The sequence below is a fragment of the Agrobacterium radiobacter genome, from assembly GCF_040801995.1.
Taxonomy (GTDB): domain Bacteria; phylum Pseudomonadota; class Alphaproteobacteria; order Rhizobiales; family Rhizobiaceae; genus Agrobacterium; species Agrobacterium radiobacter.
On the sequence record NZ_JBEGHX010000001.1, the window covers coordinates 914,298 to 927,487 of the forward strand.

Genomic DNA, 13,190 nt, shown 5'->3' on the forward strand with positions numbered 1-13,190 from the left:
GCCGCGGACTGCCTGCCGTGGTGGGTTCCGGTCGCGGTTCTCGTTCTCGCTCCCCTTTTCCGAATTATCTCTCAAGGAGGCCTTGATGCCGATCAACAAGATTGCGCCGACAAAGCGCGGTAAGGCTGCGATTGCGGCGGTGCTTGCTGCCTCGATCGGCGGCTTTGCTACCATCTTCGGCGGGTATCGCGTCCCAGATGACGTGGCGCTCGCCGTCAAGGTCATCCAGCCATGGGAAGGTCGCGCACTCGTTGCCTACTTCGACCGTCTGGCCAAGCCGCCAGTGTGGACGATTTGCGACGGCGACACCAACGGCGTGAAGCAGGGTATGGTTGAGACTGAGGCCGGATGCGACAAGCGCTTGGCTGTAAAGCTCGTCAATGACTACCGCACGCCGCTGGTGAAATGCACGGGTGACTGGAATAGCCGACCGATATCGTGGCGCGCTGCGATGCTGTCCCTGTCGTGGAACATTGGCACATCCGGCGCCTGCAATTCGACCGCCCTGAAGCTGGCGAAGATTGGCAAATACCGTGAGAGCTGCGAGGCGGCGACGGCTTGGAATAAGGCAGGCGGCAAAGTTCTGCGCGGTCTCGTGCTTCGCCGCGAGATGGGCGATGAAAAGCGCATTGGCGAAGCCGAACTCTGCGTGAGCGGCCTATGAGCGTCCTCAGCTACATCTACATGGCCGTCGGCGCGCTGGCGATGCTGGCCCTCGCACACCTCTACAACGAGACGATCGACAACCCTGCTATACGGCGGCAGGCGCTGTCCGGCTACGTGCAGCAGTCGGAACGTGATGCGCTTCAGGCTCAGCTTAACAAGGAACGCTCTCTGCGTGAGGCGGCCGATCAATCCCTAGCCGCGGCCACAAAACGCGCTGACGAGGCAACCAAGGCACGGCAGGCCGCAGAAGCAGAGATCGAGCGCTTGGCAGATGAAGCAGCCAAGGACGCCACCCTTTCCCGCCCCAACGAAAGCGACAAGAAATGGCTATCCGAGCGCTAATCCTGATTGCCGCAATCGCTTTAACAGGGTGTCAGACCAACAAGGAACGGCTCAAGGCCGCGTCCCTCGTCAAGGGCGAGACTGCCGCCCGTCAGCCTGTCCTCGTTCTCCCCGCCGCCTGCACAGCGCTCATGGACCGCGTAAAGCTCCGGGATGAGCCGTGGGTGATCCACTCGTGGCGCTGGAACGTCGCCGCCGACAATCGCGACCAGCTGGCCAGAGACTGCCAGGCATGGGCCGATGATTATAACCGGAGAACTGCACAATGATCGGTCTTGGACTTGGCCTGCCTGTCGGATTGTCTGGCATGTCGGGGAAGCGTGCCAACGCATTCAGCCCGCTCAAAACGAAGCTTGATGCCGGTCAAGACGTTAATATCTTCGTCAATGGAGACAGCACTGCATGGGCTGATTTTAGCCCTTACTTTCTGTTCCCTAAGATGCTGGGCGACAAGTACAACGCTACCGTCGTTATGCGCCGCTGGGCCGAATATGACGGCGTTGCCGGGACATGGACTGGTCCTAAGGATTATGCGGCCCCCGTAACGCTGCGGTCGGGCACATCCCAGACCATCAACGTGTATCTCTCGGCGATCCCTGAAAAGGTTGCTGGCACAATTTTCGACGGCACCCGCAAGGCCAATGCCATAGACGCCATTCCCACGCCGGATGTTTGCATTACTCATCACGGCCACAACATGTTCTCGTATCCCACCATCGCGGGGTCTACCGGAATTGGCTTCTATTCCAACGGGATCGGCAAATGGCTCGGCCCCATCGGCATGCAGGAACTGCAATGGCCGGGCGTGCCGCAGGTAATCACGGCGCAGAACCCGAAGAAGGACTACAGCGACAATTACAAAACGTACTATGCGGCCAAGTATGCCGCCCAAATCCATGGCGGTATAACTTTCGTTGACACCTACATGCCGTTTATCCTGCGGGATAACGCTTCAAATCTGTTCCGCGGCGGCGATAATGTCCACCCAAGCGATGCAGAGGCAAATTATGCCGGTGCGCAGTTGCAAGCCGACACCATCATGTCATCGTTCAATGCTGCTGCGCTGAAACCTTTTTCAACTCCGGTCTGGCCGCTGCAATCCGGGGCGAACCTGATCGACAACGGCGATTTCTCCAACTGGTCTGGAGCGCTGCCGGTGGGCTGGACGACTAACGGCGCTGGGCTGACCGTAACCAAAGAGACCACTATCAAATACGGCGCATCGGCTTACTCATGCAGAATCGCCCCCGGCACGGGCGTCTCCGGTCAAACCTCGTATTTGCAGAAATACCTGTCCGGCACTGAAATGGCGCGCATCGCTGGCAAAACGGTATGCTTCGCTGCGCTGTGCTATTCGGTTCGGCCGCAGGTAAACGCGACCACGTATTTCTCAGTGAAAAACGCCTTCGGCAATGTCCGTGATTACGTGACGGGTGCGGTGATGGACTGCCAGGATGGATGGATGTGGTATGTTTCGGCAGGCATACCGATCGTCAACGATCCAAACGAGGCGTGGCGGTATCTCCGCCTTATTCCGTCGCAGCAGGTTCCGAATCCCGCGACCAGCGATCCTCTGATCGTCCAGCGCGTGCTGATCACTGAGGGGCTTCCGCCCAAAGGCCTTATCGCGGCCTGACGCATCACCCCCGACCTATGGCCGGGGGTTTTCTTTTACTCGCATGCAGGCTGGGATAATGGCAGGAAACGACGATATGGCGAACAACGGCAACATCGAGCGCAGCTATACCGACGCTGTCACGGCACAGCTGGGTGAGCGCGTCACCAACCTTGGTCGGCGCCAAAGCGATCTTGAGACAGAGATGCGCGCCGGGTTCAAGCAGGTTGAGAATGGCATGTCCGCCATTGCCAACGAGATGCGCACCTCCATATCGGCGCTGTCCACCAACCTCTCTGAGCGGAACAAGCCTCAGTGGCAGGCAATCGGCGTGGCTATCACCTTCTGCACCGTTATCGGCGGGCTGGCTTACTGGCCCATCAACTCCTCCACCTCGCGGCTTGAAAACGCCGTCGTGGCCTTGTCCGAAAAGATTGTGACGCGGCAGGAAATGGAATGGCGGCAGGCTCGGGGGGCGGAAGACCGCAACCGCATGGAAGGTTCGATCAAGGATATCCGCGATGCTCAGGTGCCTCGGGCAGAACTGGAACGGGTGTGGACGAGCCAGACGAACATCGATGCGGATCAGCAGCGTCAGCTTGACGAGATGAAACAGGCTCAGGGATCGGTGTACGGAGCCCGTGACGTGATTCTGGACCTTCGCCAGCGCGTGGACCGCATGGAGCGCGAAAAGGCTTCACCGGGAAGCTGAGGCAGAGTTGAACATGTCCCTCTGCGGATAATGCTCCCAGCAATGCCATGATGACTTCTCGGCCTTAGAGCGGCTGTAGCCGAAGCTTCCCCATCGCTTACAGCCCGGATGCTCGCACCAGTGATTCTCATGGATGCCGTCGCCTGCCTTATTGGTCTGGTCGCTCATTATCCGGGTCCCATTCGTTATTGATTGTCACATGGCATTTCGGTCGTAGCGGTGAAGCCATCAACGCGAAGAAATATTCTTCCGCCCGCTGAACGGCAAGCCGTGCGGTCTTCTCCATGCCTCGGTCAAGGCGGCCGTCGCTCAGACGATTAAATGGAACGGCATCGCATCCAGACCACGCCCACATGCCTTCGCTCTGGCCGGCCATTTCTCTTCTGATCCCTGCGGCCTGTCTTCCGTCGATCTTGACGCAATACATCTGCACCGGGCCTCCGGTATGTTCACAGACCAGATCGGGCCAAGTCGGCTGCCATTTAAGTTTCGGCTGGTATTTCTCATCATCGCGCACGGGCTTTCCCTCCGGTGACAGAGTTTCGTTTTCCCTTGATGTCTTGATGCGCGCCGCCCAGCGCGGAAAAGAACCCTTGGTGAACAGCAACTGTAAACCGGTTCTTTTCGTGTAAACTGCTTGAGGGTGGGGGATGCCTCAAGTCTTTGAATTAATGGTCGGAGCGGCGGGATTCGAACCCACGACCCCTTGACCCCCAGTCAAGTGCGCTACCGGGCTGCGCTACGCTCCGAACCTGAAAGCCGTTTATATATAAGCCTGTTAGGGTGCAAGCGGAAAATGGTCTTTTCATAAAAAAAGGAACAAAGGGTGTGGACGGCAGGAAGGGGCCGGGGCAGGGTGATGCTTCCCGGCATGGGCGACCGTCAAACGCGTGACACATCCTCTTTCCATCATTGCCGGAACAAGCTGCGTTCTTCGGCGTTCAATCGCAGCGGAATTGAAACTCAGGGAGACGAACTATGTCCGAACTCGTCGTTGTTGGTTTTGACGGAACGGAAGTGGCCGACAGGGTGCTTCTGAAGCTTGCAGGCCTGAAAAAGGAATATCTGGTTGATCTCGAAGATGCCGTGGTCGTCGTTCGCGATGAAGACGGCAAGGTGCATCTGAAGCAGAGCGTCAATCTGACGGCAATCGGCGCAAGCTCCGGTTTCCTGTCTGGCGGTCTGTGGGGCGGCCTTGTCGGCCTGCTGTTCCTCAATCCGCTGGCGGGATTTGCCATCGGCGGCGCGATTGGCGCCGGCACGGGCGCCCTTGCGGGTTCGCTGACGGATTTCGGTATCGACGATGATTTCATCAAATCACTCGGCGAGACCATTCCCAATGGTTCTTCGGCGCTATTCGTGCTGATCCGCAAGGTGCAGCCGGAAAAGGTGCTGGCAGAATTCGAAGGCCTGCGCGGGCGGGTCATCAAGACCTCGCTGTCGCCGGCGCAGGAAGCGCAACTGCAAAAGGCGCTCTCTGGCGGAGCCGAACCGGCCACCGCGCCTGCCGTCTGAGCAGACGAAAAAGCGACGCTGCGGCATGTTCCATGTCGCAGCGATCCGTTCAGTCCTCGGGAAATCTGGCTTTATACGGTCAGGGTGCCGTTTTTCGCCTGTGGCCAGGTGAGATAATAATAACGGCTGCCGACGCTGCCGAAAAACGCGTTGTCGCCGGAAACAGTGTCGACATAGGCGCCGGTCTCGCTTCTGGCATAAGCCGAGCCGTCGCGTTTGAGATGGTCTTTCAGAAAGTCGCTCCATCCCGTCGTGGTGATCTCCGTCGTCGGCTTGGAGGTGGTTTTTGTATCGGAGGCCACGTCCCACGCCTTGATTTGTGCGCCTTCGGCGGGATCGGAGACCGTCAGCGTGCCTGTTGTCAAAGCCTCCAGCATGGCCTTGGCCTGCGAAGCCTTGTCGAGGTCCCTGGTCAGTTCTTCCAGCATCTCCTTCAGCTCCTTCATGAAATCGGCCTTGCTAATATCGCCGGAAGAAAGCTGCGTATCGGTATCGTCGGTCTGCGTCTCTTCGCTCGAGGTCTGGGCATATTGCGCCAGAAGCTGGGTGAGGCGCGTATTGGTGGAAGAAGATGAGGTGTCGAGCCCGTAGGAATCGATGAGAGCCGCCCGCGTCGAGGAGGATGTGGCAGGGGAATTGTCTTCCTGCTCCTTGATGGCCTTGAGGGCGAGCCTGGTGGCGGTGAGGCGTGTGGACAGGTCGATGGAGGAGACCATTGCGCTAGCTGTTTCCTTGATCGGGCGATACGGATCATTCGTACCGAACCGGCGCAGCGGGCATCGATCCCGCCTTTCGTCCTCTCTCATAAGAAGACCGGGTACATCCCGGCCGTGTTCGGCGTGGGATGCACCCGGTCTTAATGGCCGGACTTTGCGCGACGCTTGCGGATCAATTCTCCTGAACGGAAACGCCGTTCGGGCCGATATTCATCTCGATCCCCTTCGGCTTGCTTTCCTCGTGCCAGACATAAGCCCCAAGGCCAACAAGGACCACCAGGAGTGCGCCGATGATGAGATAGAGATTATTGGTCTGCGTCATAAGATGTCTCCCCGTTTGACAATCAGAATCGGGGGCTAAACGCATGAAATGGCGTAAGGTTCCGTAAGGGTAAGCATTTTAGGCGGCCCGCGCGCGGCGGCGCAGGCTTTCGCGCTTTTCAAGCGCCATGCATCCCCACAATATGCCCAGCAGCAGGAAGAAATGCCGCCAGTGGTCGGTATCAATGACGGCGCCGATCATTACATGTCCGACGAAGGTCACCCAGGAAATGATCAGGAACGGCTGCCACGGGCGTGGCCGCAGCAGATGCCTGAAACCTGCGGCAATGGTCCAGCAGATCAGGACCAGATAGATGACGAAACCGAACCAGCCATGCGTGGTCAGGCTCTTCAGCCAGATATTATGTTCGGCGGCGGGGAAGATATTGTCGAACACCATGGGGCCGATGCCGAGCGGGTGTTCCATGGCGAGCAGGAAGCCGAGATAGTGGCGTGCAAAACGCCCGAGATGGCCGCCATCATAAGATTGCACCGCCGAAGCGCGGCTGGAGAATAGATCCGCCACCTGCTTGAACTGCAGCGCGATGATGACCGCCGCAACCATCAGCCCGGCGGCGACGAGAAACAGCACGAGGATTTTCAGACGAAACGCAGCCGTCCGTTCCTTCAGCAGCATGACGAAGACGAGGAGGATGGTGGCGAACAGAAACAGGCCCCAGGCCGCGCGCGAGAACGACAGGAACACGCCAAGCGACAGGATGAGCAGCCCGGCGATCCGCCAGGGCGCATGCATCGCCTTGCCGGTGAGAAGGCCGTAGATCAGGTAAAGCGAGGGCGTCACCAGAAAGGGACCGAAGACGTTCGGGTCCTGAAAGGCGCCTTTTGCGCGGTCGTAAAGAGTGAAGACCTCAAAACCCGGAATGGCGTGGAAATATCCGATGATGCCGAGCAGCGCTGTGATCAGCGCTGCCGTAAGCCAGGCCCGGAAAATCAAAAGCAGCCGCTGGTACTTGTCCTCCACGATCGCCGCATAAAAAACCGAGGTCAGCGCCAGGAAGGTCGAGACGGCGAGATAGAGCGGTCCCTCATCCAGATCGGCCATGGTGGTGAGCGAAAGATAACCGCCGACATTAAAGGCAAGCAGCAGGCACAGAAGCAGGACGACGGTGCGCGAAAGGCGAAGGCCAAGCAGGAACCACACGGCCACCTGTCCTACCATCATCAATTCATAAGGGGCCGGTTCGGAGATGACGAAGCCGGAAAGGAACACGCCGAAGGCGATGAAGAACGATCCGATGAGCCGCATGGTGGCCAACGGTGCGTCGAAATTCGCCGCGTGCTGGTAACCGGTGTGGGTCAATAGGCGTTTTCCGATTTGAGCAGCCGTATCGGCGTGAGGAACAGGATCTTCAGATCGAGGAACAGTGACCAGTTCTCAATGTAATAGAGATCATATTCGGTGCGGAACTTGATCTTGTCGCCGTGGTCGATCTCGCCGCGCCAGCCGTTGATCTGCGCCCAGCCGGTAACGCCGGGCTTCACCTTGTGGCGCGCGAAATAATGCTCCACCACCTCGGTATATTTCAGATCGCCCGTCTGGGCATGAACGGCGTGCGGGCGCGGCCCAACCAGCGAAAGATCGCCATAGAGAACGTTGAAGAGCTGCGGCAGCTCGTCCATCGAGGATTTGCGCAGGAAGCGGCCGACGGGTGTGACGCGGGGGTCGTTCTTCGTCACGGCCTTTTTGGCGGTCGGGTCGCTGAGTTCCGTATACATGGAACGGAACTTCCAGACGTTGATTGTTTCGTTGTTGAAGCCGTGGCGCTTCTGCTTGAAGAGAACAGGGCCTTTCGAGGTCGTTTTCACCGCAATTCCCGCCCCCAGCATCACCGGCCACAAAATGGCGATACCGATGAGGCTGAAAGTAATGTCGAACACCCGTTTCGCCACCGAATCCCAGTCACGGATCGGCTTGTCGAACACATCGAGCATCGGCACCTTGCCCACATGGGAATAGGCGCGGGGACGGAAACGCAATTTATTGGCATGCGCCGCGATGCGGATATCGACTGGCAGTATCCAGAGCTTGTGCAGGAGCTGGAGAATGCGCGCCTCGGCACTGAGCGGCAGGGCGATGATCAGCATGTCAAGCTTCGTCAGACGGGCAAACTCCACCAGTTCAGCAAAGGTGCCAAGTTTGGGATAACCGGCGACAACTTCGGGAGAGCGGGCGCTTTTCCGGTCGTCAAAGATACCGCAGATGCGGATATCGTTATCGGATTGCTGCTCCAGCGAGCGGATAAGGTCCTTGGCGGTATCGCCACCGCCGACGATGACGGCGCGGCGCTCCATGACGCCGTTGCGGCCCCAGTGGCGAATGGCAAAACCGAGGATCAGTCGACCGGCGAAGATCGCGATCGCACCCGTTGCGTACCAGATGCCGAAGGCTTGCCAGGAGTGCAGCGCATCGGGAAAGAAGAGGAGAAGGAAACAGCCAATTCCCACGAAGGAGAGACAGACGGCGCCCTGGATGCGGGCGAACATCTTCAGCGGCGTGCGCAGTGTCGGAAGCTGATAACAATCACCCGCCTGCAGAAGAAAGACGCAGAGCGCCGCCCCCAGCACGCCACCGCCGAACACCGCCAGAAATGTTTCGAGACCGCGATCGGCTGCGATGCCGTTGACGATGGCGGCGATGACCACGAGCATCGTGAATTCGAGAAGCCGCAATTGCCCGATCACCATATTGGGCGAATGATTGCCGGCGCGAAGCTGGTTGGCGATCTGCCGAGCAAGCGGATTGAGAACGACGGGTTCGGATGCGGAGGATTCTCCGGTTTGACGCTCGGAGATTTTCTTGCGCAATGACGCCAGATCGAATTGCAGTCTGTCCTTGTCAGTCTTGGTCATTGCTTTGGTCCGCACCCTCCAGCGCATCGACCTGAAAACCGCACAGATTTTCAACCGGAACGATACGCAACCTCAAAGTGGTAGAGCGCCCTTTGTGCATCCGGGTGGATGGCCGCGCTCTACGAGCAGAAAACTAGCCGAAACATGCTAAGAAACGTTTATGATCAGTTTCTACAGGACGGCTGGAATATACAATTAAAAATCGTGTTTTTAAAATAACTTTAGCTCGTCAGCAGGTCGCGATAGAGCTTCATCATCTCATCGGCCATAACAGGGGTTGAAAATTTCGCCTTGAAGCTGTCGGGGTGCGGCATGACCCGCTGCGCCCAGTCGGCATCCTCGGCATCCTTGACCATGATCCGCGCCAGCGCATCGGCATCGCCCGCCGGGACGAGCGCCTCGCTGTCTTCTCCGAGGATTTCGGGAATGCCGCCGACATGCGAGGCAATGACCGTCTTTCCCGCCGCAAGCGCTTCCAGCACGATATAGGGCATGGCTTCGGCGCGCGAAGGCACCACCACCGTCGTCGCCAGTTCGAAAGCCTGTCTGGCGGGCATGGCCGCATGCATGGAAATCCGCCGGGAAAGCCCGGCCTTGTCGATCATCGCGGCATATTTGTCCCTGTCCGGTCCATCGCCGACGATCACGCCGGACATGGGCTGGCCGAGGCTGCGTTCCATTTTCGCGAATGCCCTGATGAAGACATCCGGTCCCTTGAGATCACGGAGCATGCCGATGTAGAGAAAACGGGCCGTATCATCGCGGGCGGGGACGGTTTCGAACTCGCTTTCCTGCACGCCATTATAAATCATCGCGGTGTGGGTGCGCGGCTTGCCGACCTTGGCTTCGTAAGTCGTCTGCTCGAAATTGCAGACGAAACAGAGCGCATCGGTGAAATGCTCCTGAAACCGCTCCAGCCGCAGGAAGAGCTGCCCCTTCAGGCTGTTTCTGGCATAATGCAGGCTGCCGCCATGCGGGGAATAGAGGCGGGCTACGCGATACCTGTTCGCCCGCAGGAGTGAGCCGATCAGCCGGGCAAGAGCGCCACCCTTGGCGCTGTGCCCGTGCAGAATGTCCGGCCGCAAACTTTTGATGTGCTTGTAGGATTTCCACAGCGCCATGAGGTCGCCGGGGCTGATGGACCGCCGGATGGGCAGGCGGGTGAGGCCAAGCTCCAGCATCGGCGTGATCTGTGCGAAAAGCCGTTCCTCATGCGCACCGCCGGTGGAACTGTCGCAGACGATGCCGACCTTGTGGCCCTGTTTGACATGTTCCTCGATAAGGTCGCGCACATGGCGGAAAACGCCGCCCACCGGGGAGCGGAAGCAGTGAATGATGCGCAGGGGAGGGCCGTCATCCGACACGTTCGCCGCTCCGTTTTCAGAAGAAGCGTTCGCGTACATAGACGGTGTCACCCGCCAGAATGGGGGCGGTAATCCCGATCCGGCCGGTCATCACCTCGGCATTGATCTTGCGGGTGATGTCGACATCGGCCTGGTTGGCGCGCGGGGTGAAGCCGCCGGCAATGGCGATGGCGTTCTGTACCGTCATACCAGGCACATAGGAATATTGGCCGGGACGGCCAACTTCGCCCATGATGAAGACCGGACGATAACGGTCGATCTCGATCGTCACATCGGGATCGCGCAGATAGCCCTGGCGCAGCTTGGCGGCAATGGCCGCTTCGAGCTGCGGCAGCGTCTTGCCGCGGGCAGGAACCTGGCCGACGAGCGGGAAGGCGACATAGCCGGCCTGATCGACCGTATAGGTATTGGTCAGTCCGGCCTGCTCGAACACGTTGATGCGCAGCCTGTCGCCGCTATCGACATGATAGGGTTGCAGGGCAGCCTCATTGAAGGACCTCGGCGCGGGTTGATATGCCGCGCAGCCGGAAAGGGCCGTCAGAACGGCAAGCGTCAGTGCGGTGACATGTCGTGATCCGGCGAGCGGCATCTGATCTGGCTCCGAGTCGATCTTTGATCATTCTTATCGTTCTGTTAGGGTTAATGTGCGGTAAACAACCCGGGCGAGCGATGGTAATATCAGCTTTATTTCGTCGGATTCTCCGGGATTAACTGTTGTGTTACCGGCAAGACTTAAGCTTCGCGAAAATTGGCCATCTATATTTGAGCGCCCGAGGTTTGTCTCGGTTACGGAGCCTGCATGAACGGCGATCGCATTGACGACAGGGATGTGGATATCGATCTTGCGCAGCTTGTCGCAGCCATATGGCAGCGCAAGGGACGGATCGCGGCGATCACGCTTCTGGCCGGAGGCTCCGCCTTCGTGATATCAAGCATGATGTCGCCCGCCTACAAGGGCGAGGCGCGCGTGCTCATCGAATCCCGCACCGCCTCCTTCGGCGCTTCGCAGCAGTCCAATGCGCCCGCCGAGCCCGTGCTCGATGAATTGACCGTTTCCAGCCAGGTGCAGATCCTGCAGTCGGTCGATCTCATCAAGCAGGTCGCCAAAGACATGAAGCTCTACGAGCTGGATGAATTCGATCCGGAAGCCCATCCTTCGCTCATTTCGCAGCTGCTGGTCGCCGTCGGCGTCAAGAAGGACCCGCTTCAGGTGCTGCCCGAAGAACGGGTGCTGAAGGCCTTCCGGGAGAAGCTGCAGGTCTATCAGGTCGAAAGCTCGCGCGTCATCACCGTCGAGTTCTCCTCGCAGGACCCCAAGCTTGCCGCCGCCATCCCCAATGAGATGATGAAGGCCTATATCGCCCTGCAGAGCGGCGCGAAACTGGATACAAGCACGGAAGCGGCGCGCTGGCTGGAACCGGAAATCGCCAGTCTGCGCGAAAAGGTGCGCGACGCCGACAGGAAGGTCGCAGATTACCGCGCTTCGTCCGATCTTCTCTCGGCGGGGCAGGGCGAAACCCTCGCCACCCGCCAGCTCAGCGATATCTCCACCGAACTTGGCCGTATCCGCGGAGAGCGCGCCAATGCGGAGGCGCGGGCGGAAGGCGTGCGCAACGCGCTTGCTACCGGCCGTCCGCTTGATACTTTCCCCGATGTCGTCGGTTCCCCGACGATCCAGAGGCTGAAGGAAAACGAAACCACGATCCGCAGCCAGATTTCCGATCTCTCGTCTTCAATGCTGGAAGGCCATCCGCGCATCCGGGCGCTGCGCAACCAGCTCGACGGCATACAGCGGCAGATTCAGGAGGAAACCCGCAAGGTGCTGGCAAGTCTCGAAAACGAGGCCAATGTTTCGCGTCTGCGGGAACGGCAGCTGATCCAGCAACTGAACATGCTGAAATCGGAAAGCGTGCGTGCGGGTGAACAGCAGGTCGGCCTCAACGATCTGGAGCGGGAAGCTTCGGCGCAGAGGCAACTTCTGGAAACCTATCTTGCTCGTTATCGGGAAGCGACGTCGCGCGCCGGCTCGGTGGATTCCACGCCGGCCGATGCTCGTGTCATTTCGACGGCGGTGGAGCCGCGCGAACCCTATTTCCCGAAGACCGGCGCCATTACCATCGTCGTTACTCTGGCGGCCTTTCTGCTGTCCTGCATCGTGGTCATGCTGGTGGAGCTTTTCACCGGCCGGGCCTTGAAGCCGATGGGCCGGAAGCAGGTTCCGCCGCTCTCCGATCCGCCTTCCCCTTCGCGTGCTCCAGCCGATCCGGACAAGGCAACGGATGTGCCGGAACAGCCTGTTGCCGTGCATCATGAGACCATACCGTCTGCTGCGCGGGCCATGCCGGTTGCGGCATACCAGTCCGCTGCCGAAGAGGAGAAACGGCACCTGCCGGCTGTAGCCGCTGCCGCCACGCTGGCCCCGCCGGTGGAAGCTGTCGCGGCTGCGAAGGAAGAGGCAGTGGAAGAGGACGTTGACACTTCTGACGATTTCTCGATCGATGCTGTCGCAGGTTTCCTGGCCAGCCGTCTTGCCAAACCGGTTGCCGCCATTGTGTCTCCGGCTGGTGATAGCGGTTCGACAACGACCGTCATGCTGGCGCGCGCTTTGTCCGAGATGGGCCGTTCGGTCGTTCTCGTTGACATGACGGCGTCTGCCTGTCCGACGCGGCTGATGGCGCCGGAAGTCGGGCTTCCCGGTGTCATGGACCTTCTGGCGGGTGCGGCCGCCTTCGGTGAAACCATTCACAGTGACCGCCTGTCCGACGCCCATATCGTGCCGCGCGGCAATGCGCAGCCGCGCGAGGCCATGCGCGCGATAGATCGCCTGACGATGATCCTCGGCGCGCTCTCCGACGCCTATGATACGGTTCTCGTCGAATGCGGCGCGGTACAGATTTCGAGCCTTGGGAAAATGCTGCGCAACCTGCCGGCGGAAATCATCGTCTCGGTTCCCGGCAAGGATAGCGAACTTCTGGAAAAGACGCTCGGTGAACTGGTTGCCCAAGGCTATGAACAGGCATTGCCGATGACCGGTATGCGCAAGCCGGACCGGCTGAGCGCGGCGTGAT

General features: G+C 59.4%; 14 protein-coding genes and 1 tRNA gene. 7 read left to right on the plus strand and 8 right to left on the minus strand.

From position 1 onward, the window contains the following. The first annotated feature begins 85 nt into the window (after positions 1-85). The 5 genes from MRBLRC7O_RS04655 to MRBLRC7O_RS04675 all read left to right on the plus strand — a co-directional run bounded on the left by MRBLRC7O_RS04655 (position 86) and on the right by MRBLRC7O_RS04675 (position 3,335). The gene (locus tag MRBLRC7O_RS04655) at positions 86-664 is read left to right on the plus strand and encodes a lysozyme (protein ID WP_367727359.1); all 579 of its coding nucleotides are present in this window, start codon (positions 86-88) and stop codon (positions 662-664) included. Beyond that, entirely contained in the window at positions 661-1,008 is a 348-nt protein-coding gene (locus tag MRBLRC7O_RS04660; protein ID WP_367727360.1) for a hypothetical protein, read from the plus strand. The genes MRBLRC7O_RS04655 and MRBLRC7O_RS04660 overlap by 4 nt, the downstream gene beginning before the upstream one ends. After that, positions 990-1,277, plus strand: coding sequence for a hypothetical protein (locus MRBLRC7O_RS04665; protein ID WP_367727361.1), 288 nt, complete (start codon positions 990-992; stop codon positions 1,275-1,277). The genes MRBLRC7O_RS04660 and MRBLRC7O_RS04665 overlap by 19 nt, the downstream gene beginning before the upstream one ends. After that, the gene (locus MRBLRC7O_RS04670; protein WP_367727362.1) at positions 1,274-2,644 is read left to right on the plus strand and encodes an SGNH/GDSL hydrolase family protein; all 1,371 of its coding nucleotides are present in this window, start codon (positions 1,274-1,276) and stop codon (positions 2,642-2,644) included. Before MRBLRC7O_RS04665 ends, MRBLRC7O_RS04670 begins: the two co-directional genes overlap by 4 nt. Positions 2,645-2,720: 76 nt before the next feature. Continuing rightward, on the plus strand, positions 2,721-3,335 hold the full coding sequence (locus tag MRBLRC7O_RS04675) for a hypothetical protein (protein ID WP_367727363.1): 615 nt from the start codon (positions 2,721-2,723) through the stop codon (positions 3,333-3,335). A gap of 148 nt (positions 3,336-3,483) precedes the next feature. Here the strand turns inward: MRBLRC7O_RS04675 and MRBLRC7O_RS04680 are convergent, their stop codons facing one another. Both MRBLRC7O_RS04680 and MRBLRC7O_RS04685 read right to left on the minus strand, forming a co-directional pair. Further along, positions 3,484-3,942, minus strand: coding sequence for a hypothetical protein (locus MRBLRC7O_RS04680; protein ID WP_367727364.1), 459 nt, complete (start codon positions 3,940-3,942; stop codon positions 3,484-3,486). A gap of 65 nt (positions 3,943-4,007) precedes the next feature. Next, a tRNA-Pro gene (locus tag MRBLRC7O_RS04685) sits at positions 4,008-4,084 on the minus strand. 229 nt (positions 4,085-4,313) lie between these two features. Here MRBLRC7O_RS04685 and MRBLRC7O_RS04690 point away from each other — a divergent pair. After that, complete coding sequence (locus tag MRBLRC7O_RS04690; RefSeq protein ID WP_020012295.1) at positions 4,314-4,850, plus strand: DUF1269 domain-containing protein; 537 nt, start codon at positions 4,314-4,316, stop codon at positions 4,848-4,850. 71 nt (positions 4,851-4,921) lie between these two features. On the opposite strand, the gene MRBLRC7O_RS04695 is transcribed toward MRBLRC7O_RS04690, so the two are convergent. From MRBLRC7O_RS04695 to uppC, 6 genes are all read right to left on the minus strand, one after another. Then, positions 4,922-5,566, minus strand: coding sequence for a hypothetical protein (locus MRBLRC7O_RS04695; RefSeq protein ID WP_031233997.1), 645 nt, complete (start codon positions 5,564-5,566; stop codon positions 4,922-4,924). Positions 5,567-5,738: 172 nt separating this feature from the next. Further along, positions 5,739-5,888 (minus strand): hypothetical protein, encoded by a 150-nt coding sequence (locus tag MRBLRC7O_RS25550; protein ID WP_003496532.1) that lies wholly within the window; start codon positions 5,886-5,888, stop codon positions 5,739-5,741. A 78-nt stretch (positions 5,889-5,966) separates the two neighbouring features. Further along, on the minus strand, positions 5,967-7,208 hold the full coding sequence (uppF, locus tag MRBLRC7O_RS04705) for a polysaccharide biosynthesis O-antigen ligase family protein UppF (protein WP_080866082.1): 1,242 nt from the start codon (positions 7,206-7,208) through the stop codon (positions 5,967-5,969). Beyond that, the gene (uppE, locus tag MRBLRC7O_RS04710; protein ID WP_031233998.1) at positions 7,205-8,758 is read right to left on the minus strand and encodes a polysaccharide biosynthesis glycosyltransferase UppE; all 1,554 of its coding nucleotides are present in this window, start codon (positions 8,756-8,758) and stop codon (positions 7,205-7,207) included. Before uppE ends, uppF begins: the two co-directional genes overlap by 4 nt. Before the next feature lie 221 nt (positions 8,759-8,979). Further along, the gene (gene uppD / locus MRBLRC7O_RS04715; RefSeq protein WP_065694935.1) at positions 8,980-10,122 is read right to left on the minus strand and encodes a polysaccharide biosynthesis type 4 glycosyltransferase UppD; all 1,143 of its coding nucleotides are present in this window, start codon (positions 10,120-10,122) and stop codon (positions 8,980-8,982) included. Positions 10,123-10,138: 16 nt separating this feature from the next. Then, positions 10,139-10,711 (minus strand): polysaccharide export protein UppC, encoded by a 573-nt coding sequence (gene uppC / locus MRBLRC7O_RS04720; protein WP_003502309.1) that lies wholly within the window; start codon positions 10,709-10,711, stop codon positions 10,139-10,141. A 210-nt stretch (positions 10,712-10,921) separates the two neighbouring features. Between uppC and uppB the strand changes: the two genes are divergently transcribed. After that, positions 10,922-13,189 carry a polysaccharide biosynthesis protein UppB gene (gene uppB / locus MRBLRC7O_RS04725; RefSeq protein WP_080866084.1) on the plus strand — a complete coding sequence of 756 codons (2,268 nt, stop codon included), beginning with the start codon at positions 10,922-10,924 and terminating at the stop codon, positions 13,187-13,189. Position 13,190: the final 1 nt, after the last annotated feature.

Bases quoted from the DNA above. Each gene is read 5' to 3' on its own strand.
- MRBLRC7O_RS04655 (WP_367727359.1), top strand. From the start codon at position 86: ATGCCGATCAACAAGATTGCGCCGACAAAGCGCGGTAAGGCTGCGATT.
- MRBLRC7O_RS04660 (WP_367727360.1), top strand. From the start codon at position 661: ATGAGCGTCCTCAGCTACATCTACATGGCCGTCGGCGCGCTGGCGATG.
- MRBLRC7O_RS04665 (WP_367727361.1), top strand. From the start codon at position 990: ATGGCTATCCGAGCGCTAATCCTGATTGCCGCAATCGCTTTAACAGGG.
- MRBLRC7O_RS04670 (WP_367727362.1), top strand. From the start codon at position 1,274: ATGATCGGTCTTGGACTTGGCCTGCCTGTCGGATTGTCTGGCATGTCG.
- MRBLRC7O_RS04675 (WP_367727363.1), top strand. From the start codon at position 2,721: ATGGCGAACAACGGCAACATCGAGCGCAGCTATACCGACGCTGTCACG.
- MRBLRC7O_RS04690 (WP_020012295.1), top strand. From the start codon at position 4,314: ATGTCCGAACTCGTCGTTGTTGGTTTTGACGGAACGGAAGTGGCCGAC.
- MRBLRC7O_RS04695 (WP_031233997.1), bottom strand. From the start codon at position 5,566: ATGGTCTCCTCCATCGACCTGTCCACACGCCTCACCGCCACCAGGCTC.
- MRBLRC7O_RS25550 (WP_003496532.1), bottom strand. From the start codon at position 5,888: ATGACGCAGACCAATAATCTCTATCTCATCATCGGCGCACTCCTGGTG.
- uppE (WP_031233998.1), bottom strand. From the start codon at position 8,758: ATGACCAAGACTGACAAGGACAGACTGCAATTCGATCTGGCGTCATTG.
- uppC (WP_003502309.1), bottom strand. From the start codon at position 10,711: ATGCCGCTCGCCGGATCACGACATGTCACCGCACTGACGCTTGCCGTT.
- uppB (WP_080866084.1), top strand. From the start codon at position 10,922: ATGAACGGCGATCGCATTGACGACAGGGATGTGGATATCGATCTTGCG.